Source organism: Veillonella rodentium (assembly GCF_900187285.1).
Taxonomy (GTDB): Bacteria; Bacillota; Negativicutes; order Veillonellales; family Veillonellaceae; genus Veillonella; species Veillonella rodentium.
In genome coordinates this window covers 733935-759582 of record NZ_LT906470.1, presented here as the reverse complement: position 1 = coordinate 759582, position 25648 = coordinate 733935, and the positions used below count along the sequence as shown (strand labels likewise).

Annotated in this window: 26 protein-coding genes; all 26 read right to left on the bottom strand. The window is 42.0% G+C overall.

What is annotated here, in order from left to right:
• Nucleotides 1-8: 8 nt before the first annotated feature.
• Nucleotides 9-287: a DUF1294 domain-containing protein gene (locus CKV62_RS03345; RefSeq protein WP_095065684.1), complete on the bottom strand. Its 279-nt coding sequence runs from the start codon at nucleotides 285-287 to the stop codon at nucleotides 9-11.
• 19 nt (nucleotides 288-306) lie between these two features.
• Nucleotides 307-1236 (bottom strand): NAD-dependent epimerase/dehydratase family protein, encoded by a 930-nt coding sequence (locus CKV62_RS03340; RefSeq protein ID WP_095065683.1) that lies wholly within the window; start codon nucleotides 1234-1236, stop codon nucleotides 307-309.
• Nucleotides 1237-1258: 22 nt separating this feature from the next.
• Nucleotides 1259-1858, bottom strand: coding sequence for a ribonuclease H1 domain-containing protein (locus CKV62_RS03335; protein ID WP_095065682.1), 600 nt, complete (start codon nucleotides 1856-1858; stop codon nucleotides 1259-1261).
• Between the two features lie 9 nt (nucleotides 1859-1867).
• Complete coding sequence (gene ybaK, locus CKV62_RS03330; protein WP_095065681.1) at nucleotides 1868-2359, bottom strand: Cys-tRNA(Pro) deacylase; 492 nt, start codon at nucleotides 2357-2359, stop codon at nucleotides 1868-1870.
• A gap of 50 nt (nucleotides 2360-2409) precedes the next feature.
• Nucleotides 2410-3408, bottom strand: coding sequence for a nucleoid-associated protein (locus CKV62_RS03325; RefSeq protein ID WP_095065680.1), 999 nt, complete (start codon nucleotides 3406-3408; stop codon nucleotides 2410-2412).
• A gap of 16 nt (nucleotides 3409-3424) precedes the next feature.
• Nucleotides 3425-4714 (bottom strand): AMP-binding protein, encoded by a 1290-nt coding sequence (locus CKV62_RS03320; protein ID WP_095065679.1) that lies wholly within the window; start codon nucleotides 4712-4714, stop codon nucleotides 3425-3427.
• 1 nt (nucleotide 4715) lies between these two features.
• The gene (locus tag CKV62_RS03315; RefSeq protein WP_095065678.1) at nucleotides 4716-5822 is read right to left on the bottom strand and encodes an acetyl-CoA C-acyltransferase; all 1107 of its coding nucleotides are present in this window, start codon (nucleotides 5820-5822) and stop codon (nucleotides 4716-4718) included.
• 90 nt (nucleotides 5823-5912) lie between these two features.
• Nucleotides 5913-6425, bottom strand: a complete 513-nt coding sequence (locus tag CKV62_RS03310) for a biotin transporter BioY (RefSeq protein WP_095065677.1) — start codon at nucleotides 6423-6425, stop codon at nucleotides 5913-5915.
• A 10-nt stretch (nucleotides 6426-6435) separates the two neighbouring features.
• On the bottom strand, nucleotides 6436-6945 hold the full coding sequence (locus CKV62_RS03305) for a hypothetical protein (protein ID WP_157728913.1): 510 nt from the start codon (nucleotides 6943-6945) through the stop codon (nucleotides 6436-6438).
• A 222-nt stretch (nucleotides 6946-7167) separates the two neighbouring features.
• The gene (gene galU, locus CKV62_RS03300; protein WP_095065675.1) at nucleotides 7168-8028 is read right to left on the bottom strand and encodes a UTP--glucose-1-phosphate uridylyltransferase GalU; all 861 of its coding nucleotides are present in this window, start codon (nucleotides 8026-8028) and stop codon (nucleotides 7168-7170) included.
• Nucleotides 8029-8041: 13 nt separating this feature from the next.
• Nucleotides 8042-9595: an LptA/OstA family protein gene (locus tag CKV62_RS03295; protein ID WP_095065674.1), complete on the bottom strand. Its 1554-nt coding sequence runs from the start codon at nucleotides 9593-9595 to the stop codon at nucleotides 8042-8044.
• A 29-nt stretch (nucleotides 9596-9624) separates the two neighbouring features.
• Entirely contained in the window at nucleotides 9625-10752 is a 1128-nt protein-coding gene (locus tag CKV62_RS03290; protein WP_095065673.1) for a hypothetical protein, read from the bottom strand.
• A 110-nt stretch (nucleotides 10753-10862) separates the two neighbouring features.
• Complete coding sequence (locus CKV62_RS03285; protein WP_038114468.1) at nucleotides 10863-11309, bottom strand: hypothetical protein; 447 nt, start codon at nucleotides 11307-11309, stop codon at nucleotides 10863-10865.
• Between the two features lie 237 nt (nucleotides 11310-11546).
• The gene (gene hypE, locus CKV62_RS03280; protein WP_095065672.1) at nucleotides 11547-12554 is read right to left on the bottom strand and encodes a hydrogenase expression/formation protein HypE; all 1008 of its coding nucleotides are present in this window, start codon (nucleotides 12552-12554) and stop codon (nucleotides 11547-11549) included.
• 1 nt (nucleotide 12555) lies between these two features.
• Entirely contained in the window at nucleotides 12556-13674 is a 1119-nt protein-coding gene (gene hypD / locus CKV62_RS03275; protein WP_095065671.1) for a hydrogenase formation protein HypD, read from the bottom strand.
• Entirely contained in the window at nucleotides 13634-13885 is a 252-nt protein-coding gene (locus tag CKV62_RS03270; RefSeq protein WP_038114462.1) for a HypC/HybG/HupF family hydrogenase formation chaperone, read from the bottom strand. The genes hypD and CKV62_RS03270 overlap by 41 nt, the downstream gene beginning before the upstream one ends.
• Before the next feature lie 109 nt (nucleotides 13886-13994).
• Nucleotides 13995-16286 carry a carbamoyltransferase HypF gene (gene hypF / locus CKV62_RS03265; RefSeq protein ID WP_095065670.1) on the bottom strand — a complete coding sequence of 764 codons (2292 nt, stop codon included), beginning with the start codon at nucleotides 16284-16286 and terminating at the stop codon, nucleotides 13995-13997.
• A gap of 46 nt (nucleotides 16287-16332) precedes the next feature.
• On the bottom strand, nucleotides 16333-17742 hold the full coding sequence (gene scfB / locus CKV62_RS03260) for a thioether cross-link-forming SCIFF peptide maturase (protein WP_095065669.1): 1410 nt from the start codon (nucleotides 17740-17742) through the stop codon (nucleotides 16333-16335).
• A 221-nt stretch (nucleotides 17743-17963) separates the two neighbouring features.
• Nucleotides 17964-18107 carry a six-cysteine ranthipeptide SCIFF gene (scfA, locus tag CKV62_RS03255; RefSeq protein WP_009353042.1) on the bottom strand — a complete coding sequence of 48 codons (144 nt, stop codon included), beginning with the start codon at nucleotides 18105-18107 and terminating at the stop codon, nucleotides 17964-17966.
• A 67-nt stretch (nucleotides 18108-18174) separates the two neighbouring features.
• Nucleotides 18175-18912 carry an ECF transporter S component gene (locus CKV62_RS03250; protein WP_095065668.1) on the bottom strand — a complete coding sequence of 246 codons (738 nt, stop codon included), beginning with the start codon at nucleotides 18910-18912 and terminating at the stop codon, nucleotides 18175-18177.
• Nucleotides 18913-18961: 49 nt separating this feature from the next.
• Nucleotides 18962-19804, bottom strand: a complete 843-nt coding sequence (locus CKV62_RS03245; RefSeq protein WP_095065667.1) for a hypothetical protein — start codon at nucleotides 19802-19804, stop codon at nucleotides 18962-18964.
• Complete coding sequence (locus tag CKV62_RS03240; RefSeq protein ID WP_095065666.1) at nucleotides 19797-20201, bottom strand: hypothetical protein; 405 nt, start codon at nucleotides 20199-20201, stop codon at nucleotides 19797-19799. Before CKV62_RS03240 ends, CKV62_RS03245 begins: the two co-directional genes overlap by 8 nt.
• Before the next feature lie 120 nt (nucleotides 20202-20321).
• Entirely contained in the window at nucleotides 20322-22460 is a 2139-nt protein-coding gene (locus CKV62_RS03235; protein ID WP_095065665.1) for a heavy metal translocating P-type ATPase, read from the bottom strand.
• Between the two features lie 16 nt (nucleotides 22461-22476).
• Entirely contained in the window at nucleotides 22477-22740 is a 264-nt protein-coding gene (locus CKV62_RS03230) for a DUF6110 family protein (protein ID WP_038114449.1), read from the bottom strand.
• Nucleotides 22741-22849: 109 nt separating this feature from the next.
• Nucleotides 22850-23044, bottom strand: coding sequence for a FeoB-associated Cys-rich membrane protein (locus CKV62_RS03225; protein WP_095065664.1), 195 nt, complete (start codon nucleotides 23042-23044; stop codon nucleotides 22850-22852).
• Between the two features lie 230 nt (nucleotides 23045-23274).
• The gene (feoB, locus tag CKV62_RS03220; protein WP_095065663.1) at nucleotides 23275-25644 is read right to left on the bottom strand and encodes a ferrous iron transport protein B; all 2370 of its coding nucleotides are present in this window, start codon (nucleotides 25642-25644) and stop codon (nucleotides 23275-23277) included.
• Nucleotides 25645-25648: the final 4 nt, after the last annotated feature.

Genomic DNA, 25648 nt, shown 5'->3' with positions numbered 1-25648 from the left:
TTATACAATCAATACACCCATAGCGCATAAGCAAAGCCTATGGAGTATACAGACCATAGTAAGGCTATAGGAATAACAATTCTAAACTTCAGCTTCGCTGTTTTATGATGCCACAAGACCATTCCTAATAATGCACCTAGTCCGGCAAAAGCAAAGGCTAAAAATAGCAATGTAAATTCAGAAATACGATCATATCCCTTGATTGCACATAATTTATCATGTCCGTAGATTCCGCATACAATAAGATTCCACAGGCCGATTGTCACCCAAAATTGTAAATCACTCATGTCCCCAAACCACTTACACTCATTTATTTCGAATCTGATTAATAAAATAATCCATTGTCTTTTTCAACCCTTCATCTAAGGAAGTATGTGCGACAAAACCAAAATCCTCCATGGCTTTTACATTACTCAAACGAGAATGCTTTATATCTCCGACCCGCTCAGCCTCATACCGAACGATAAAAGTCCTTTCGCTGATAGCGCGGAATCTGGCAATGAGTTCATTCACAGAAACGCCTGTATTAGTGGATATATTATAAATCCCGGTGCAATTCGGTTTTCCCATAGCTTTAATATTGGCATCCACTACATCATCAACATAAATAAAATCACGAGTCTGTTCGCCATCTCCAAAAACGGTCAACTCCTGCCCCTCTACGATAAGACGATTAAAAATGCTCACAACGCCACCTTCACCGCCATCACCTTGACGAGGGCCGTATACATTGGCATATCTGAAACATACCGTATTGAGTCCGAAGGCCTCATGATAAATCCGCAAATATCCTTCTGCGGTAAGCTTTGTTAATCCGTAAAAGGAGGATGGTTTCCCGCTCAAATCCTCCGTAAGCGGCAAAATAGCCAAATCCCCATATACGGCGGCTGACGAAGGCATTAACACCTGCTCCACCTTTACCTTACGACACGCTTCAAGAACATTGATGAGACCTAATAAATTCACATCACAGTCGTAACTTGGATTCTCCATCGATGAAGGCACCATCGTTTGCGCCGCTTCATGAAAGACAACAGAAGGTTTAAAGTCTTCAAATACGGCAGTCAGATTCGCATCTCGAACATCCATTTCTATAAACTGTGCCCGTTCATGTACAAACGAACGCATCCCTGTAGATAGATTATCGATAACCAGGACATTATGCCCTAAATCAATCAATCGATCTACCAGATGAGAACCAATAAATCCGGCCCCACCGGTTACACAAATATTCATAACGTCCTCCTTTCTACGATAATCAATTTATACCGGCACCTTTTTTTGCCAATACATCCGCCATTTCATTATACGTATCGCCCGTATGAGCTGCCACCTTGTGAAAGTGTACATTGACAGCCCCTTTGACGGAATCATAGAACTCCGCATACTGCTGTGTAAGGGAATTATTACGTTTCCACTTCTTGGTAGCCCACATTTCAATGCCCATGTAATCATAATAAAGAGAACACTCCTCTATCCCATGATCTACCGCATATTGCATAACATGCATGGCCGCCAATAATTCACCGGCTACATTCCAAAATGCTGTATGCCGTTCATCGGCAGAAGAAAATGAGAAGGTTTCCTTCTGTCCGTTTAAGAATATGATACCACCGGCACCAACAGTATTCGTATCTTTATTATAACTGCCATCAATGTAAGCGACAACATGATCGGATGCGGTAACAGTAGGTTTATTCACATCCTCATCAGCTATAAATGCACGAGCTTCAGCTTCGGTAGGAAAGGATTTATAGACAGCGCCGCCAAAGCCCTTTACCTGCCGTTCACAATCAGCCCAAGCCGTATAGATTCCCGAAGTGCGACCGCGCCGCACAGCATAATATTTCTTAGCCATAAGCACCTCTTAATGATTCATCGTCAACGCTGCAAACTCGGCATTGACAACAGCCGCCAATTCCACCGGGTTAACCTGCATCTGCATTCCTCTGAGACCGGCGCTTACATAAACGGAATCTTGCATCTCCATGGTTGCATCAAAATACGTAGGAAAAGACTTTTTCATGCCTACCGGTGAACAGCCGCCTCGCCAGTAACCTGTAATCCCCAATAAATCTTTTACGTGAATAAGTTCAACAGACTTGTTATGACTGACCCGAGCAGCCTGCTTCATATCGAGCTCAGCGGCAACGGGAATACAAAAGACGACATAACCCGTCTTATCCCCCTTACCGACGAGCGTTTTAAATACTTTCTTTTCATCAAGGCCTAAAACTTCCGCGACATGAAGCCCGGCGGCCCGCCCCTCGGACCATTCATATTCACTAATGTTATAAGGCACCTTATGCGTATCTAATATGCGCAATGCATTTGTTTTCTTGTGTTTTTCTTTACTCATTGTATCCCGCCTTATATATCAGTGTAAGATAAACTCTAATTATTATAAAACTATTTATTAACGATTTTATTAATATTCTTTAATTCGATACGCAATGTGCCGTCATCATTCGCCACGATTTCGATAAACTCACGATTTTTCATATATTCAACAGGAAAAGAAATTTCTATGCCCGTGTCGGTCTTTATTTTATGATGTTCCCCCACCTTGACGGCGAATTCCCGATTTACAGGTAGCGGACGCATCATATCCTGATCCGCCAATTCCTTTTTCGCCGCCTCTTGTTGAATCGGACTGGTCTTAAATACTTCCTCTACGATACGCACAGGATCTACCGTATCAGATACCTCGGCATTCTTTGCAATCATGGACTTTGCCATCGTCATTTCCGCAACGCCGTCAGACTCGTGGGCCTGGGCCACCTTGTTTACAATATTTTTTACCTTTTTTACCGTATCCCGCGACGATTGATTCGTACCTAACTGCAGAACCTTATCCGCCAAAATATAAGATACCTCGCCATCAAACTCCCCTTTCGGCTCGAAGATACGCACCGATAAATCATTTGTATTAATCGCTGCAAAGGCGCGCAATTTCTGAGATGGCATAGGTAAAACAGCCTTGTGAGGTACTAACTCTGTTGTCAGTGTCCCATCATCTTCACTAAATAACTGATGAGTGAAAGCATCATGGGCCTGACATAGGAGTATACAGATATATGATGTATCCGTGACAGCTTCACAGATAATAGTATCAATAACGATTCCATCTGTAGCCTGTTTCATGTAGTTAAATAGACTTTCACCTAACTCTTTACTGAGCGTAACAAAATCGAAGGTTCCCTGTTTATAAGCATCTAATTGTTTTCCTACGGGACTTGCAGAATGTAAGGTGCCCGTACGCGCTCCGGGATCCTTAAAAGCCTTTGAGACGTGAGCGCCGATATACTCCTGCACAGACTGGTCACCGACCTTCAGTTCATGTTCAGAATATACCGCCAGAGACGATGTAAAATCAAAAATTTCCAGCACCGCTTTATTTACCTGCATAAGGCCTCCTCAATCATTACGAACATACAAGATTATTATACCATTCTTTTAACTTTCGTTTATCAACTTTTGAGCACTCTGTTAAAGGTAACATAGGAACATCCAAAATTTCCTTCGGCCATTCTACGGAGGGTAAACTTTCACGAATACGATTAAATACATCCGCTCGCGAGCCACCTTCAGCTAAGACCATAAATGCCGCAAAATCCTCACCACGCATATCGTCGTCAATGACAATGACAGCTACCTCATCAACACCGCTCAACGATTGTAAATACTCTTCCATGGATGAAACGGCTATCTTATAACCGCCTTTATTCACCACATCCCCTTGACGCCCTGTAAAAATAATATATCCTTCACTGTCGATGTATCCGCAATCATTAACCGTATATGTATCGGGAATTCCTTCGATATGATAAGCGGTTGTAATATATAACAGACCATCCTGCTCTTCAACTCGTACAGAAGGAAACGGTTTTCCCACCGTATGTTCCCGCTCTAGCCATTCCGAACCGCTACAATACGATATATAATTTAATTCCGATGCTCCATAATACAGGATAAACTGCATGCGAGGGCATATAAGTTCCAATCGTTCCATCAAATCACGATCTAACACTTGAGATCCTGCGATAATATAATCAACCGATGATAATGTACAGTTACAATGTCGCACCAATAAACGTAGTTTCGTAGGCAACGTATATATGTGATCCGCCCTATGCACCTCAATCAGCTGTATCCATTTTGTAGGTTTCAAAGATTGAGATGTTAGAACGGTTCCTCCGTCCCAAAGAACGGCAACGGTCATATTGCTGACTCCGGTAAAGCTGAAACTGCCTTGTAAAAATAAGATAGTCTGACTATTGATATGAAATACTTCATTTTGCACATCAAAAAAATCACGCCATGACGATTCATTGCGCCATAAAGGTTTTGGATTTCCCGTAGTCCCCGATGTAAGTACGCCGAAGTCCGCACGAGGCGGTATTCCTTCCGCTTCAATAACACCTTTTATTTTATCTATAAAATCATCATTCATTTCATTATGACATACCATAGGGATATAACCTCTATATAAGGCACCGAACCATAGTACACATTGATTATAAAAAGATGTATCACGAATAAGAATAATCTTTCGTCCATCCTGCGCTTCCGTCATCACACATGATACATCAAATTGTATATCGGTAATATCCGCCCAAAGGTCTTCATATGTATATTGTCGTTCATCAACAATCAAAGCTATGCGCTTCGGTTTTAATTGTCGATGTGATTTCAATCGTTCAATAATATTCATACTACATCCGCTCTATAATTAATGCTGCCCCTGTACCTCCGGCACCTGCAATAGCACACAAACCATATCGTCCGTTGCACTGCTCCAGAGCCGCCATACAATGCAATACTAATATGGCTCCCGAACATCCATAAGGATGTCCATATGCCAATGCGCCTCCAAAATAATTATATTTTTCCATATGATTCGGATAGACCTTCTGAAAGAGCACATCAATAATAGCAAAGGCTTCATTCCATTCCACCGCATCTATATCATCCATGGATAATCCCGTGCGTTCCAAAATGGCTTTTGTGCTCTCCAAAGCTCCTTCCGGGCTATACTGGGGATCTCCGGCCCAAGGTAGCATACTATGAATCCTAAACGGGCCTTTTCTTTTGCTGAGATATACAAATGCACCGCCATCATGTGTCAGGCAGGCATTTCCGGCATTTGTTATGGAGTCCGATCCCAATAAAGGTTTCATACGTCCTAATAATTTCTCATTCATGGTAGGACGAATACATTCGTCTCTACAAATCTTACCATTGATTTCTAAAGGCATAATGTACTGACTTAACATTTGATTGGAATGAGCCGCACCAGCTTTTTGATGGCTCTCAATAATGTACGGGTATAAAGCTTCCTTCGCGATATTATATTTTCTTATCGTTCGCTCCGCCCCCTCCAACATAGTCCGCGGAGATTGATCATTGGGAGAAAATTGCGCCACCATATAACTACCTGCACGATCATCCCCATCCGCATACGTACGCCGTGGTTGCAAGGAAGAGCTTTCAACACCTCCGGCAATAGCGGAACACATAACCCCCGCTTTAATATGAGTATATGCCATTTCAATACTCATTAATGCAGATGCACATTGCATATCTACGGTAACGGCCGGCACGGATTCAGGTAAATTAGTCATAAGCCCCATCAAACGGCCTAAATTTCCACCTGTGCCTACCGCATTACCACAGAATATACCATCTACTGAAGTAATAGTATTACGGGCCGACAACTCATTAATTAAACGTGCACCCAGCACCTCAGGTCGTAAGGTTTTATATTGACCATGTACGACACCGATAGGACTGCGCAGGCCTCCGTGAATATATACATCCATAATATGACTCCCTATATACAAATAAGTATGCTATATCTCACCAAGTATATAGCATAAAAGAGGCATCCTAAAGGATGCCCCTTATATACTTTAAATTTTAACCTTTGTCGCCAACCATGACGCAACCAGACATTTGAAGATATCCCCAGGAATAAACGGGAACATTACGGCTACCAATGCTGCCCATAAATCGGTATTCGTTACTAGCATATAACCGGTAACACCGAAAAGATAGACGATGGGAATTGTTATAACAATTGAGCGCCATGCATAAGAAGTAAAGCTTCTTTTATTACCTTTATATACACTCAATAATGTATATGCTACAGGCCAAGAGAATATAAATCCTCCGGTGGGGCCAAATAATTTTCCTAATCCTGCCGTACCCCCTACAAATACCGGCAAGCCTACAGTTCCCAGAAGTACATAAACAATAAATACTATAAGTGCATCTTTAGGTTGTAACAGTAAACCGATTAATGTGGCCACTAAGGTCAATGCCGTCACCATAGCCGGACTAAATGGTAGTGGAAATGAAATATATGCTGAAATGCATAATAAGGCCGTTAATAAAGCCATTTTTGTCAAACGTCTTGTTTCCATTTAAAATACCTCAATCTATACATACACTATTATGTTCATGATGAACACGAAATTTAAAAAGTACAATATCATCTACGAGCCCTTCCGAATAGCCATTAGGTTGAACAACTATATGAGCTCTGTCATCAGCAATCATGGGCGAACGATATTTTACTTCCAGTCCGGTTACACTCTTATTTTCTTTATAATGATTCCAAAGAGATTCCAATATGAGCAATCCCGGAACAATAAAAGGAAACTCTCGATGTATTTTATTAACATCTCGTACCTCCGTTACAAATTGGATGATATCTTCTTTCGAAAAGGACACCGTGAAAGAACCGTCATCGATTCTTGATTGCTGACGAATTGTTAAAGGACGCGTCAACTGTAACAATTCTACTTGTAAACGCCCCACATAATTTGACAGGCATACGGTTATATATTTTCCGTCTAAGTTAACAATGTCACAATGAACTTCTTCACTACCGTTTAAATCAAAATAAACCTTTGTAATCACACAGTTAGTAGGAAGTTTCATTGTATTATCATATGTCAGAAGCGATAATAATGATCTCATATAATCACAGTCCTTTATTAATCCAATAAATTGATTATAATCAACATCATTTTATTAGTCAACTTCTCTTTATTAGATTTTGTTTACAATAAAAGAACCTATGAAGATGCACTGCACCTTCATAGGTTCTTTTATGCTTATAGTATACACGACAGTGAACGGTCCTACAACTATAACAGAGAACTAAAATTTTAATTCTTTCAGATACGCCTTGAATGCATCTCCCAACTCTTCGTTGCGCAATGCATATTCAACAGTTGCTTTCAGGTATCCTAATTTATCACCCGTATCATAGCGGATTCCTTCATATGCAAGAGCATATGTATCCGTCTTTGATGCGGCTAATGCATCAGTTAACTGAACTTCATTACCCACGCCGGGTTTAGTATTTTCCAAGATGGAGAAAATATCCGGTGTTAAAATATAACGGCCCAGTACCGCCAATGTAGACGGAGCCTTTTCGCGACTAGGCTTTTCTACCAAAGTATCCACGCGATATAAGTTATCCGCTAACGGTTCACCGTCTACGATACCATAAGCGCTGACCTTATCTTCCGGCACAAATTGAGCCCCTAAGATAATACCGGGATGCTCATCATAACAATCAATAAGTTGCTTTAAACATGGATTTTCAGGATTATACACGATATCATCGCCTAGAAGCACCGCAAAAGGTTCATCTCCGATAAATGCTTTCGCACATAAAACGGCATCCCCCAATCCACGTGGTGATTTTTGACGGATAAAATGGACTTTAATATCCGCTAAATCCTTAATCATTGCAAGTTGTTTATTCTTTCCCTGCATCTGAAGCAAATACTCTAATTCAACACTGCTATCGAAGTGATCTTCAATAGCACGCTTATTGCGCCCCGTGATAATTAAAATCTCTTCGATACCGGAATCTAAAGCTTCTTTCACGATATACTGGATAGCCGGAGTATCTACAATCGGTAACATTTCCTTCGGTTGAGCCTTCGTAGCCGGCAAGAACCGCGTACCGAACCCTGCGGCGGGGATAACAGCCTTTCTAATGCGTTGCATAATTCTCTCCTAATTAAAAATCCTTACCTACAAATTTAATCTTCCATTGGTTATTATTACTCTTCTGAGCATCTTTATATGTTAAATATAAATCAAAGGAATGCAAATCATGATGCCATGTATAATATATGGAATCGACTTCACCGCTCATGATATTGTTTTTCACACTGACGGAAACATCATCAAGCCGCGTTAACTTATAACTTGCACCATAGATTAATTCCTTAGGCAACTCCGTCGTATCAAAGCGATATGGAGAGTTATTATAAGTAATATTTCGCTGGTTATAAGATACCCATGCCTGCATACGATTCCCAATCTTGGTATTGAATCGGGCACCCCAGTACGGCATGCTGCGAATAGATTTATCATAACCGTAGTAATCTCGTTGATACCCGCCAAGGAATCGAAGATCCGCACCGGACCACAACTTAATCGGATCATGTGACACCTCCGCATAATACTCTTTATGAGAGCCTTTCACAGAACCTTCCTTCCAATAACCGGCGTTAGCACCGCCTCGAACGGTAATAGGAGATTTGCCAATATGATAACTATGAGTATCGACACGAGCCTCACCGATTTTTTCAACCCATACGGTTTCATCATTATATTCATTGGATTCCTTGCTATATCCTATGGATGCAGTTCCCCAAGGCAAGTAATGACGATACCCGACCTGCGGTTTAAAGCCCGCCTTTGTATACCACCGGTAATCAATGTATACCTCGCCGTTTTTACCGATTGGATAATCGGTATTACCATGAAGACCAAAACCGTCATCACTGTTGTAAGTAGGTTTCGGAACCAAAGAGAATATACTGAATTTACCTTCTTTATCATGACGTAAAGACTTTGTATACGATGGCAAGGAAAAAACCTTAAAGTTTTTAATATAAAAGGTCGGATTTTTAATGACTACTTTATCACCGGGGTAAACCTTAATGTCTTCCCCCTCTACGCGATAATCCGGTGCATGTTTAAATGCCATCGCATGTTTCGTCGTAACCATACCTTTTTCCATATGACCTTCTTGACCATCAAATGTGGCATTTGAACCCTTCACATAATATGGATCATTCCAGCCCATCGCCTGGTCCGCCGTAAAATGGCGATCCTTGGTGCGATATGTCATATTTTCTCCCGTAATATCCTTAGTCTTACCGTTATCCTCTAAATATCGATAACCACCTACGGTACGATATTCCGTAGTCTTCGTATTTCCTTCAATACGTGGAGATAACAATGTTTGATTACCTTGAGTCACCACTACGTCACCTTCGGCATAAACATCACCGGTCGATCCGGTATAAGCCATTTTATTGGCATCGATACGAGTCGGCAACTGCTCACTAGGCTCAGTAGATTTTGCTTTTTCACCACGACGTACAACACGGATATTACTATTTTCAGGTGTGGATGCCTTTGCTAGCTCACCGGAGTAAGACTGACCCTCACTATCCAATGTATCTTGATAGAGCGGGGTCGAATCCGTAGCGGCCCATACAGGCTGTGCCAAACACACTAAGCATGCCGCAGCCAGCCACTGTACTTTACTTTTCCTCATGGTTACTAGAACTCCTCTTATACAAGTAATTACTGATTACGTTTAACTACAACAATCGGTTGAGACACATTTTCTGCGCCATCATCGGACTCTTCAACATCTGCCGGTTCTGTAGCTGTTGTATCAACCGTATCTGTCGATACCGCTTCATCATTCGTATTATCTACGGAATCATTGCTTTCATCAGTCGTATTAGACACAGTTACAGCATCGGCCAATTCATTATCGCTATGAGCCAGTCCGTCCCCACCGATAACTAAGCCTTGAATTGTAACAGAATCCTGTGGTTGTACATATATGGTCGATCCCGCAGGATAGTCAATATTTTTACCTTTAATGAAAGCACCGCCCACAAGGCCTACAGGCCCCAACAAAACGGCACCGGCCACGGAAGCACCGGCTGCTTTGATTTCACTACGGGTTTTCTTCTTCGCTTCCTCACCTTGTACCGCGGTAAATTCTGTACCATCAATAGCAGGAACTGTATCGAATGTAATATCAAGATCCCCATTGCGACCGAAGGAACGCGCCTTCTTCAACGATGTAATCGTACCTGTCCCAACAGTCCCGGCCGGAACGAGTAATACATTTCCGTCCATTACATTTTCCGCAACTGTGAAGGAAACGGTATCTCCTTGCTGACTTGTTTTAGATGAAACCGCATCATTTAAAGTAACTTTGAATACATGATTGCTTGCTAATGTACCGACTTGATTAGTCAACGCCACATTGCTGCCATAAACCTTTGTCTTCAAAGAGATAATGCGTTTTTGAAGTGCGCCACTACCGATACGGCCGTTAACACTGCGCTCCATTTTTTCTACACGATCTACGAGAGAACCTGCAGTAATGCCATTTTGATATGTATACTCCAAAGCATCCATTTCTTCGCGCAACGAAATATTTCTACCGCTACCTTCAACGGAATCATATAGGGAATCGACGCGCTTGCTCAATGTTGCAGAGTTACCGTTAGAACCAGTACCATACACGGTTTCATCAAGTTGATTGATACGATCTACTACGGCACCCTCCTGAACAGAACCATACACAGTCGTTTCCAATACATTAGTCTTTTCCGTTACCGTACCTGGAGCAGCAAAGGCAGTTCCTGAAATCAAGGATGCCATTAAAAGTGTAAGTACTTGCTTCTTCATATAATCCTCCACAATTTTCCAAACAGTTATGCTTGTTATACAACAGAATAAGCACGGGCCTAAGACCGTGCTTATCCCCTGAGTCTAATTAATAATGAGCTCAGCCACCATTAAATTTTCAAATCAATAATTGCCGATACACCTACACCTTGAACACGAGATGCGCCAACAGGGTTTGTGCTGTCAACAGGTACTAAGCCTTTTACACGAACCATACCGTTAAAGCTGCCTTCAACTTGTGCAACAGCTTTAACCTGTTCAACGCTAGATGCAGGACCTGTAACTTGAGCACCACCGATATACCCTTTTGTACCGATACTGATAATCGGTACAACCTTAGTTGTATATTCAGTACTCAAATTATTCTGTTTCAATAATTTATTTAAGAAAGAGTCAATTTGTGGACCGAACTTGTTAATAACAATACCGATACCACCAATTTTAGCAGCGCCACCAAGAATACTGCTAAGGCCACCGGCCTGAGTCGTCAAGATACCCCCAAATGCGGTTGTAGTTAAACAAATCCCTAGAACGGCAGTGATAATTTTCTTTTTCATAATAAGCCTCCTAATAGATACTTATATTTTAACAAATTCTATACATAGATTCTAGTGAAAGTATATAACTTACACTTAAAGATAATCAAAATATATAAAATTTGGATGAACGCATTGTGAATTTTACGCAATTGAATTTTATGACAGTTTCAATAAATATATGAAACTATAGCGCTTATATGGTCAATCAGCTCTGAACAAAATGTATTTACCGAGTGATTAAGCGGAACGACAAAACTAGCAGATGCGAGGCACTTGATCTTCTCCAAGAAGATCCACTAGGCGCACACCGCCGATAGAGGTCTGCAAGCCTACTTTTCCGATATTTTTGTCCAATGTTTTACCGATGAGTACCGCCTCTTTTCCCTCTTCAAATGTATGAAGAATATCAAGAACTCGCTCTGTCACCACCGATTCAACCACAAAAACAGCTTTACCTTCATTGGCCAAATATAACGGATCATATCCTAAAATATCGCATACGGACCGGACTTCATCGTGAATCGGTAACGCAGATTCATCAATCTTAATACCTACACCGCTTTGATCCGCAATTTCTTTCAAAACCGTACCGAGACCGCCCCGTGTAGGGTCCCGAAGCAATGCCACCGAAGGCCCCACTTCCTTCAGTACGGCATGTACCATATGATTGAGAGGTGCGCAGTCCGTTTTCAACGATTCGGATAACTCCAGACCGAATCGTTGCCCCATAACGGCAATTGAGTGGTCTCCAATAGATCCGGATAAAATAATATCCATATTCGGTTGAACTCGATGAGGACCGATATCGACATGCTCGGGAATCATACCGATACCTGCCGTATTAATATAAATTTTATCTACCTCGCCCTTTTTAACGACCTTTGTATCCCCTGTTACGATTTGCACGTTAGCAAGGTCCGCCATCTCTTCCATGGTCCGCAGAATCTCATTTAATTCATCGAAAGGCAGTCCTTCCTCCAGAATAAGACCACAGCTTAAATATTGAGGAACAGCACCGTTCATGGCAAGGTCGTTAACAGTACCGCATACGGCTAATTTTCCGATATTACCGCCCGGAAAAAATGGGGGCTGTACAACATAGGAGTCCGTCGAAAAAGCCATCCGCCCCGCTGAGACAGGAAATTGTGCCCCATCATGTAAAGGTGCCAACAGATTGCTTTTAAAGTATTTTAAGATAAATCGTTCCGTCAATTCGTGACTGAATCGCCCGCCATTACCGTGGACTAAACGTACCCGTTCCATACTAATCCTCCCAAGTTAATCCGCCGCTGGAAAATCCATATTTATACCAGGCGGCACAACTACCTTCCACAGATACCATACACGCCCCCACCGGATGATCGGCAGTACAGCTTTTACCGAACAAAGGACACTCACTCGGCTTAATCAAACCTTGTAAAACGCGTCCACATTGACAACCTTTCGGATCAAGCGACGGTTTTTCCAACACTATCGGCATAGCTAATTCCGCATCATATGCAACATACTCACCCTTTAAAACTAAACCGGAATGTGAAATTACTCCTATACCGCGCCATGTATCATCACAAACATCATATACTTCACGCATCATAGCCTGTGCTACGGGGTTCCCCTGCTGCATCACAACCGAAGGATATATATTACCCACTATGAACTTTCCTGATCTGCGTTGTTCCAGGATATTGACTATTGCCGAGAGAATTTCTACTCCATCAAAACCGGCGATACATGATGGGATATGGTATTCTTCAGGCAAAAATCGATACGGTTCCTCTCCGATAATAACGCTTACATGCCCCGGCAAAATAAAGCCGTCAATGCGGCCTTCCTGTCGATCCAGTAAAGCCCGTAACGCCGGCGGAACTAATTTATGAGATACGAGAAAAAATACATTTTTAATCCCTGCCGTATGAACCGCTTTCACGGTCGCTCCGATAACGGCAATAGTCGTTTCGAATCCGATCGCTAAAAACACGATTTTCTTATCCGGATAGTGCTTACTCAACTCCAACACCTCTAAAGGCGTATAGATAACATGAATATGAGCGCCTTTTGTTTGAGCCTCGCTAAGATTGCTATAGCTGCCGGGCACCTTCAGCATATCCCCGAAGGTAGCGATGATGATATCATCCCGCTCCGCATAAGCTAACGCCTTATCCATATAAATCTGGTCGGTCACACATACTGGACATCCGGGGCCGCTCACAAGTTCAATACCTTCGGGCAACAACTGACGAAGGCCTTCTCGGAAAATCGATACCGTATGTGTCCCGCACACCTCCATGAGTCTGACGACTTCGCCCGGCTCATGAAGTGCATTAATGCGTTTCAATAATACATCAGCTGTGTGCTTCTTTTCCTGCAAAGTAAGCTTCTTCAAGTTCCTCTAACTCCTTAAAGGCATCTAATGTAGCTTGTGCCTCTTCTTCATCAACAATCTGTACAGCAAATCCCGCATGTACCAAAAGCCAGTCCCCTACCTTCGCATCAGGTACGAGCAGCAGGCTGCAATCGCGTGTAGCCCCCGTTAATTCGACGGTACCGATGGTATCATTTACGGCAACAAGCTGTGCCGGTACGGCTAAGCACATATTACCTCCTCATTATATCATTTATCATCACTTATTATTATAAATATTCAAACACTTATAAAACATGTTATATACAACAGCTAAGGCTATTGTATCACATATAAAATCATTATTTCTTCAATACGTGTGCCCCGATCCATAACTGTCCCACAGCCAGTCCGCCATCATTTGCAGGTATTGATTTATTCATATATAAATTACCTACATGCCAGACACGATGCATTTCCTGCATGAGTCGACGATTTTGAAAGACTCCTCCGGCAATCGCCGTATTATACACACCATAACGCTCCATTATATCAGCCGCCACTTCACAGATACCGATAGCTACGGTTTTGTGAAAGGATGCAGCTAAATGGGGACGACGTTCACCACGCACTACACCGTCCATAACAGCCTGTACAGTCGGAGTAAAGTCCAGGGCCTCTCCATCGTAAGCGAAATCAAGAACAGACCCTTTTTCATCACCGCAAAGTGATTCCAAAGCAATAGCGATCTGCGCATCATACGTATGTACCAAACCCAATCCTAACAGAGCCCCTACCGCATCAAAAAGTCGTCCGCAGCTGGAGGTCTGTATCATGGGCATAGAATGCATAGCCTTGTCAAGAATCAGCCATCCTGTTGGCAACTGCTCTATCCATTCAGCATAAACTGAAGGCACATTGTCACCGTAATACCGACGTATATACCATAAGGCTTGACGCCACGGTTCAGATACAGCCTTTTCGCCGCCGGGCAAAGGCACGGTGTTAATGTGAGCCAACCGTTGATAATCCGCGCCGTTACAGAGGAGAAATTCCCCGCCCCAAACGGTCCCGTCCGGACCGTAACCTGTCCCGTCCATGGCAATTCCCAAGACTACATCGGTTAAATTATGCTCCGCCATAACAGAAGCTATATGACTATGGTGATGCTGTACGGAAATAACAGGAATATGACAGCTTTCACCAATATGACGCCCTAATTGAGATGAAAAAAACTGTGGATGAGAGTCAACAATTACCGCTTCCGGCCGTGTAGAGAACAAATTTTCATATCGCTCAATCGTCCATTCCAGGGTTTCATAAGTCGAAGCCCGTTCCAAATCACCTATATGAGGCCCCAAAAGAATACTTTCACCCTTATTTACAGCGAACGCATTTTTAAGATCACTGCCCATAGCCAGCAAATTGGAACCGCCTAAACTTTCACAATAAACAGGTTCAGGTACATAACCCCGACTGCGACGGATAAACTGAAGCTTCTCGTCGACGACAGATACGACGGAATCATCCAAAGGAGCATAAATTTGACGATTGTGAACCAGAAAATAATCCGCTACATTTTGAAGTTCTCTAAAAGCAGCCTGATCTTCATATAAAACGGAATCTCCGCTTCGATTTCCACTGGTCATCACCCATACAGCATCGGATGGTACCAGCACCTCATGAACAGGTGCATAAGGCAGCATAACTCCCAACAGGTGATTTTGCGGCGCTACCTGTTTACTCAGATGTATGTCGCTACTAGATTTACGATTCAATAACACGATGGGACGTTCCATTCCGGTCAGGACAGATTTCTCCATTTCATTCATGTGAACCAGCTTCATAGCCGTTTCTATGGAGCCAACCATTACGGCCAAAGGCTTATGGAGACGTTGTTTACGCATACGCAAACGTTGCACCGCCTCATCATTCGTCGCATCACATACTAGATGATACCCGCCGACCCCCTTCAACGCTATAATCTTTCCAGACGCAATAAGAGCACGCACATCATCCCATATATGAGCAGTATCCACCTCAATATGATTCGGAGTATATAGAGTATAGGCAGGTCCGCATTTTATACATGCATTAGGCTCAGCATGATAGCGACGCCCCTCAATATCCTTATATTCAGCCGAACAATCCGGGCACATAGGAAACTCGTTCATCGTAGTTCTTTCCCTATCATACGGTAAAGACTTGATAATAGAATATCGCGGTCCGCAATCAGTACAATTAATAAAAGGATAACGTATGCGTCGAGGATCACTATGCAGTTCTCTGAGACAGTTCTCGCAGGGTGAAGTATCGGCACTGATAAAGGTTGTGCCCGCATCACCTAATGGTGATTGACGTACCTCAAACTCCATAGCTTCGTATATAAGAGGTAATTTTGTAATAACAAAATTAGTAATCCGGCATAATCGCGGTTTATGTTGATCAATGGAATCCACAAAAGACTGCAAATCTGCCGTTGTCCCCTGAATTTCCACATATACACCGTGGCTGTCATTATATACAAAGCCGCTCAACTGTAAGGAATGGGCCCACATAGAAACAAGGGGCCGGAATCCGACCCCTTGGACAATACCGGTATAGCGAATCCCCCAACGCTCCATAGTTTGACTATGATTAGTATCTTCTTTCATACAAACACCTCTACTATGGATAGAAAATCCCCAATCATATGTAAGACTAACCTAGTGCAACGGGAATACTGCCATCAATTCCCGCCTGTTCTAATTCAGCTTGAATCATGATAGCACACTCAATACGTTTTTTCTGCAATCGGCAACCAAATTCATAAGGGGTTTCCAAATCTCCGCCTAATGTAATATTATTCGCATGGCATCCGCCGGAGCAGAAGAATTTAGCCCAGCATTCCGCACATGTAGGTTTAGAAAATACATGCGTATTGCGGAAGGCCTTAGGAATCTCCGTATTTTTCAATCCATCAAATACATTGCCCAATACATAACCATCCTTACCTACAAATTGATGACATGGATAAATATCTCCATTCGGTACAACAGCCATATATTCGTGACCGGCACCACAACCTCGTAAACGTTTCGCCATGCATGGACCACGGTACAGATCCATACGGAAATGGAAGAAATTAAACTTTTCGCCCCAACCGTCCAGTTGACGCTGCAAGTAAAGATCCGCTAACTTCTCATATTCCGCCTCGAGAGCCGGCCAGTCCTCTTCACGCAATACATAATCCCCGTCCTCTCCGACTACAGGCTCCATAGATAAATGTTCAAATCCTAAATCGGACATGGCCATTACATCCTTGGTAAAGTCGAGATTTTTATGCGTATATGTACCACGTACATAATACTCAAGGCCATGACGTTGTTTTACGGCGTTGACGAGATTCTTCGCGATAAACTTGTAAGACTCCGCACCGCTGCCGGCTACAGGGCGCATTGCATTATGTACGGACTCACGACCGTCCAACGATAAGACGAGACTCATCTTATGTTCATTCACATAGTCAATTTTATCCTGTGTTAAAAGCATCCCGTTTGTCGTCAATGTAAGCTTGAAAATCTTATTGTGCTGTTTTTGAACGGACTCAATGTATTCAACGGTTTGTTTCACTACATCCCAATTCAACAAAGGTTCACCGCCAAAGAAGTCGATTTCACAATGTTGACGAGACCCGCTCATTTTAATGAGAAAGTCAACGGCGCGCTTTGCCACATCAAAACTCATTAACTCACGTTTTACACCACCGTAATCGCCTTGACTGGCAAAACAATATTTACATGCCAAGTTGCAATCGTGCGCAATATTGAGACATAAGGCCTTTACAATAGGCTTTTCACCTACTACAAGTTTAAATTCCTTGCTCATAGGCGCAAATAATTGTTCGTTGGCAATCAGTTCATCTAACTCGTCCATAATTTCGTCGAGCTCTGTTGCATCCTCTTGGCTATCCATCACCGCATGCACCGCATTCCGGTTAGTGCCATCATATATGTCAAGAACTCGATCGATGAGTTCGTCGATAACGTGAATAATACCGCTGTTTACATCTAAACAGTAATAATTCCCCTTCATCCGAAACTTATGGATCATTGGTTGTAATTCTAACATGGTACCTCCAAATTTTATGTATGGGAAAGTGCTGATCTATATAGAACTTTCTAGATAATTGTATCATATTTCTTCGGTAAAGCTATAAAAATAGTCATAAAGATATACCATAGCAGCTATGTATTTCAAACATAAGAAAAAGAAAAAGGCCCGCTATTGATATGTACCCCCTTTACTGGACAACCAGTAAAGGGGGTACATATCAATAGCGGGCCTTTTCATTATTTTTGTTTGCAAACTTGGTTACCTACCGTGCAGCTTGTTTTGCAAGCGGATTGGCAGGATGTTTGACATTCTCCACAACCGCCGGTTTTAGCAGTTTTCTGTAAAGATTCAGTGTTGATTGTACGAATACGTTTAGACATGATTCTCCTCCTCAGTACTTATCAGATGATATTTATTCTACCATATTTATAAAAAGCCTGTAAAATACTATTTTGTTATGTTTTCTTGTACAACGGCCTCAGTATTCACATGATCAGCTTTTACCTTTTTAGGTGTATCCTTGCGCAACATCTTACGTAGCGCCAATGCAACAGGTGTTACAATAACACCCGCAAAGATTGCCTCCGGAATACCATGCGTAACTGATAAAACTACAATGGTTTCGAGTACTTGATCCGAACTAAGATTCATCTTGAACGCAAACATATCCGCATATAGCAGAAAAATCAAGCCCATTACCATAATCGTATGGAACACGGTTCCCATAAATGCAGCGACGATGATACGCGGACCTTGAGGGGCTTTCCATAATAAAAGATATACCAAGTATGCCAATACGGGGAAAATAGCACGGGGCAAGACGGAAACAATAGGATTAAAAAATAAAGGAGATAAGATATTCGGAGCCGTAATATTCTGCCACAAACTATAGCAGCCGAAAATAAAGCCCACAAAAGCACCGACCTTCGGTCCTTCCACGATTGCCCCAATCAAAGTTGGAACATGTAATGTTGTCACATTAAGAGGTCCCAATGGAATAATTCCATAACCGGAAAGGCCTAATGCTATTGTGATACCCGCTAACAGACCGATAATGGTCAATTCACGAATAGTGATCCCCTTCTTTTTCGGTTTGCCTTGCTTTGTCTCCTCATCAGACAGTTTCGGATTGTCCGAGATTGATACAGTTGAGTTATCATCTACTGGACGTTCATTGTTGTTCATACATCCTCCTTCGCTCTCATTCCTGACGGATATAAGTCGAAACTAGAAATTAAATACGCTCACGACGACGTGAAATAATACCTCGTTCCACCAACGCACCTATTATTACGGATACCGCTATGATTCCGGCTTCCAGAAGGGCCGGAGTTATGAATACGAGCGGATTTCCCTGATATGTTGGAAAAACGGCAGGAACTATGGATAGAATAAATGGCGGAACATATCCACCATACAAAATATGTCCGTTCATCGCCAACCATAAGGCAGCGGTGATAACAATGCGTAACAGGCGAACACTTTTATAATCAATATGTCTCGGATATAAGTAAAATACGAATACCAACATGGTCATCAACAGCAATACTAACTCAGCAAAAACAATATTGATATTCATGGATGGTGCATACAGGTAATACACCATAGGATCCTGTAAGTCGATATATAGAATGGAACCTATATACAAGAATGGAATAGGAATGATGTATAACACAATATCGATTACATCATCTATCATCCCCAAGCGACGAGGACGGGCAAAAATTTTTGTCAATAATAAACCTATTAACTCAATGAGCACCTGTATAATAAAATATACGATGAACAGTACGACTACTTTCACCAATCCGTTTTCAATTTGAAAGCCAAGCGGTGTATGCAGCAGAGAAAATACAGACCACCACGCCCAACTGTATGTATGATATCCCATGTGAAGAGGGAAATCATCATTAAACTTGGCATTCTTGAGCCGTCTCATCAACAGCGGTATCACTAAAGACAGAACGGGAAATACCAGGATCGGAGCCGCTAATACCTTACTCGATGTCAGTACAACAGTAACAGCACTGACAAAAAGCGCCGCAATACACGTAAATATCCAAAAGTTCTTATTCATGACGGCCTCCTATAATACGCGATAATCCGTAAGCAATACATAGACTTACCGTAACACCTGCATACATGACTATCAGAAAAGCCACGTCACGCCCCGCAGTCGGCCATCCCCAGAGCATGGATAAATCGACATTCAGAAAAATCCCTTTATAGATTACGGTATGCACGACAATCCAGCTCACCACATAAGCGATGCGATTGATATACCGTCCATCACCAAATGTACTCGTTTTATAGGATAAATAAGCCCACGGTATAACAAGTGATAATAATAAGTACCATACAAGTGCCACCGTAGCACTGGATCCATTATGAATCATATACGCAATTAGGGGCAGCACTACGATGAACAAATTCATATAGACTGATCGTTTGCAAATATCTAACAATGTATTCATATAGTTCTCCTACCAGAAGTAATCTTCTGCTATTGTACAATAATCGGACCCAAATGTCATCATAAAAGAAGAACTCCCGCATGAGACGGACCCCATATCCGCCCCGTACAGGAGTTAATATTACGCTACCACCGTATCAGCCGTAACATCAATTGTTTCGGTATCTGACTGTGATTCTTCTTTTTTCAACAATGGTGTCATGCTTTCAAGGCCTACACCTAAAGTAAACAAATTATGTAACCATGCCGCTTGTCCCGGTGGCAATGCACCAACTACACCGCCTAGAACAAGAGCACCGTTAAAACCTACAATGCCGTTATAATTGGCTTTAATACGTTTCATTAGCGCTAAGGAAATGCGGCGTAAGTCAACCAGCGCCTGTAAATGATCGGAAGAAATTGTAACATTCGCAATTTTTTGAGCAATTGGAGCCCCTTCATTCATCGCAATGCCAACATGAGCTTCTGAAATCGCAGGAGAGTCGTTGATACCGTCCCCTACCATCATTACAGTGTAGCCTTCCTCTTTGGCCTGTCTTACATAGGTCGCCTTATCTTCAGGCAAGACTTCCGCATGGACTTCGTCGATGCCGATTTCTGCAGCTACGCGTTTAGCGTTGCGTTTTGAATCACCCGTCATCATAACGACCTTCTTAACGCCGAGCTTATGTAAATCCGCTACAACCTGTTTAGCTTCTTCACGCACAGGATCCTTGATACAGATAACCGCCGCTAATGTACCGCCTATCGCTAAGTACAAATGCGATGATGTATCCGGTAAATTATCAAATTTTTCCTGTTCATCTGCAGGGATCTTTGTTTTTTCATCATCAAAGATATAATGAGCGCTGCCGATGCGTACGCGGTAACGACCGACTTTGGAGGCGATACCGTGAGCAACGACGTATTCTACATCGGAATGCATTTCCTTATGAGGCAATGCATGATCTTTTGCGGCACGTACAACCGCTTTTGCCATGGAATGAGGGAAATGTTCCTCAATACATGCCGCCAATTTCAACATTTCATCCGGATCTTGTCCATTGAACGGGATGATTTGTTCAAATTCAGGTTCCGCTTTTGTAAGAGTACCTGTTTTGTCGAATACAATCATATCCGCTTGTGCGATCTGTTCTAAGAATTTACCGCCTTTTACGGTAATCCCGAGTTTTGCCGCTTCCTGCATCGCTGAAAGCACAGCCAACGGGATGGAAAGCTTCAACGCACAGGAGAAGTCAACCATGACAAAGGATAAGGCCTTCATCACATTACGAGTCAACAAATATGTCAAGCCTGCACCGATAAAGCTGATAGGAACTAATTTATCCGCCATGCGATAAGCCTGTTGTTCCATACCGGATTTCATCTGTTCGGATTCTTCGATGAGACTTACGATTTTTTCATATCGGGATGATTTAGATGTGCTGCGCACTTCAATAACGGCTTTACCTTCCTCTACAACGGTACCCGCATATACCGAGGTTTCCTCATCACGACGAACAGCCTCAGGCTCACCGGTCATGGAGCTTTCATTAACAAGAATAACACCGTCCACAACGACGCCATCCAAAGGAATGACTTCACCTTGACGAACGATAATTTTATCGCCCGCAACGATGTCGTTAACGCTCTTGCTAACTTCGACACCATCTGTCAAAACCCATACCTTATCTACATTCAAAGACATACTTTGAGCCAGATTCAATACAGATTTACGATGTGTCCACTCTTCTAAAATATCACCGATTCCTAGCAAGTACATGACCATACTTGCGGTAGGATAATCTTTTTGTAACAGTGCCGCACCGATAGCAACACCGTCAAGAACCTCTACGGTCAACTTGCGTTGCCATAATGTTTTAATCGCTTTTCCGATAAATTTAAGACCGTCAAACCACGCCCATGCCGCTGCAATAGGAGCCGGTAAAACAGCTTTTTTACCTAAGTATAGAGCCGTTTTATTCAGCATCATCTCACGGTATTTTTTATTCACCAATCGTGGCGAATACTCGCTCAAGGCAGGTGCTTCGGACAAATCCAAATCGCGTAGACCTAGTACTGCCTCACGAACGGCCGATTCATCACCATTATGTTTAATGGCAACTTGACTGCTTCGTGTATAGAACGTTACATCTATAACTGCATCATTCAATAACAGAGTATCCTCTATATAAGCCGCTTCAGTTTCCGTAAAGCGATGACCCGTTATCTTCACATGCAAGCGATTTCTGAGTTTTCGTACTACAGAAAATTGTAACATATGCGTCATCCTTTAATTATTTTTCATCTTCTTCAAAAATTTCTTCGTTGCGAGCTTCATTGATTTCTTGAGCTTCAGCCAATACATCGGATGCGGATGCTTGAACTTTTTCAGCAGTTTCCAATACGGATTCTTTAGCGCGAAGACCGGCTGCTACGATACCGGCATATACCTTTTTAGCGTCTTTAGAAGTTAATACTTTTAAACCCACAGTACCCAATGCAAGGCCTGCTGCAAACAAATTAGCGTTTCTTAAATTATTTCTTCTGAATCTGAACATGATTATGATCCTTTCCTATTAACTTTGTTAAAATATAAAAATTATATATGAAAAGAGGAGTCTGTTATAGAGACCCCTCTTTCATTACAATGAAAATCGTTGTAGAAGCTTACTTATCAGCACGTTTGATTCCCAAGTTCTGATTGCTATCACAACCGCAACAGCCCCCACAGCTTGAGGATTCACTAGAGCCGGAATCAGAACCGCAACCGCAGCCGCCTTTTCCGCTCATTTGTTTATAAAACTTAAAACCGATATAAGCTAGTGCTAATACAACTATGAGTCCTATAATCAGAGAATCCATAATAACGCCTTCTTTCTCAATATCAATAAAATTTTCAATATCTGTTCATTGATAAATAAGATAAAAGCTATATTTTAGATATTTCTCTTTTCTCATTATCATTTAACCACGAATATTGATAATTATCAAGTATTATTTTTAAAATACCTACATCTAAATCACATGACTTTAATGCAAAATATTAAGGATATCTAAGATGTGGTTATACTTAAATTAATCAACACCTTAGATTAATATCCTAAAGCGCGTCCTACATTGTAGAATACAAAACATGCAATCCATGCAAAGGCATTTTCATAGAAGAACATGAATAATACCCACTTCCAGGATCCAGTTTCACGTCTAACAACCGCAAGAGTCGCAAGACATGGCGGGTAAACCAAGACAAACAGCATCATGGTTAACGCAATCAACGGTGTAAAGTGAGGATCATTTTGCATATACTCTGTCAACGGTGCCGGATTCTTATCATCGCCACCAACTGCATAGATAGTACCTAATGTAGAAATAACAACTTCTTTAGCTGCCAAACCTGCTACAAGAGCTACGCCGATTTTCCAGTCAAATCCCAATGGTTCGAGTACAGGATTGAGAGCTTTACCAAATGTAGCAGCATAGGATTGTTCCAGTTTTTCACCGGCTTGTTCTTCGTCGATTTTTTGATTTTCTTCATCCAAGTTGGCACTGTTTTTGTACATAGCCCAAGCAGCCGGGAACAATTCCTTATTATCATCTTTAATACTATTAAATAGCTCAGGAGCTTCAGAATCATCTTCAACGGCAATTTCAGGTGCATCTTCTTCTGCTTCTTCAGCCGCACTGTTAGCTTCTTCTACTGTAGATTTCATTTCTTCTACAATTTTATCAACTGAGTCTTTTTGATCATCTGTTGTAATGCCAAACTGTTGTAATGTTTCTGCATCTTTTACTTCATAAGTCTGGTTGACTTGTTCATGCATTCCATCGTAATCTTTAGAGTACTCTACATCCATCGGATAGGAAGTGATGAACCAGATCAGGATAGATGCAGCCATGATGAATGTACCGGCTTTCTTAAGGTACAAGATACCGCGTTCATACATATGCATAAGCGTAGCTTTCAACGTTGGCAAGTGATATGGAGGTAATTCCATTACAAATGGTTCTGCTTCACCAGAGAACAAGAATTTACGGAAGATTTTTGCAAAGATAATACCGAAGATAATACCTAAGAAATAAACACAGAACAATACAGTACCTCTCCATTCTTCAGGGAAGAATGCGGCAGCAAATAATGTATAAACCGGTAAACGGGCGGAGCAACTCATGAATGGAGTAATCAAAATCGTTACCATTCGATCCTTGTAGTTATCAAGGATACGTGCACCCATAACGGAAGGTACGGAACAGCCGAAGCCTAACAATAACGGAATAAACGATTTACCATGTAAACCGCAAGCGCGCATGACACGGTCGATAACGAATGCTGCACGTGCCATATAACCGGTATCTTCCAAGAAGGAAATACCTAGGAACAACAATAGAATCAAAGGTACGAAGGATAATACGGCACCTACACCGGCGATAATACCGTCGGAAACAAGCGATTGTAACTGACCTTCCGGTATAACCGTAACAACCCACTGTTGTAATGCGGTGAATCCATCCTCAATCCATCCCTGAGGGATAGCGCCTACAGTGTTGACGATATTAAATAACAACCACATTACCAATAAGAAAATAGGTAACCCGAGCACGCGATGTGTCAAAATTTTGTCGTATCGGTCGGAACGTGTTTCCAGTTGTGTTGGAGCTTGCGTCAACGATTTATTATATACATCTACAGCAAAACGATGTCGATATTCCTGGAATACGACATCAAGATCAACTTGGTCCTTGATTTCTTCGCGAATGGCTTTTGCCTTTTCAATAACTGATTCCGTGTTATCGAAGCGCATTACCTTGCCAATAACGTCAGCATCCTTTTCCAATAATTTGATAGCAATCCAACGTAATGGATATGTAACAGTACCCGTTTTTTTAAGTTCTGCTACAAGCTCAGCAATTTTAGATTCTAACAGTTCACCATAATCAATCTGTACACCCGGTGCAGTACGGGTAGCTGCAACATCGATAGTAGCCTGCAATAACTCTTTTGTACCGACGTTTGTACGCCCTACAGTACTAACGATGGTTGCCCCTGTCAATTCGGACATTTTCTTAATATCGTATTTAATGCCCATATCTTCCGCAACGTCAGCCATATTTAGAGCGATAACCATCGGTTTTTCAAGTTCCAACAATTGCGCCGCCAAATATAGATTACGTTCCAAATTAGATGCATCAAGGACATTGACGATTACATCGGGGTCATCATTGACGATAACATTTCGAGCAACCAACTCATCCATGGAACGGGCAGTCAAACTATACGTCCCCGGCAAGTCAACAAACATCAATTCCTGACCATTAAAACTCGTATGGCCTTCTTTTTTTTCTACTGTAACACCCGGATAGTTACCCACGTGTTGTTTCGCCCCTGTGATATTGTTAAAGATTGTAGTCTTACCACAGTTCGGATTACCCGCTAAGGCAATGCGAATTCTCCCATTATCTGCCATTTGG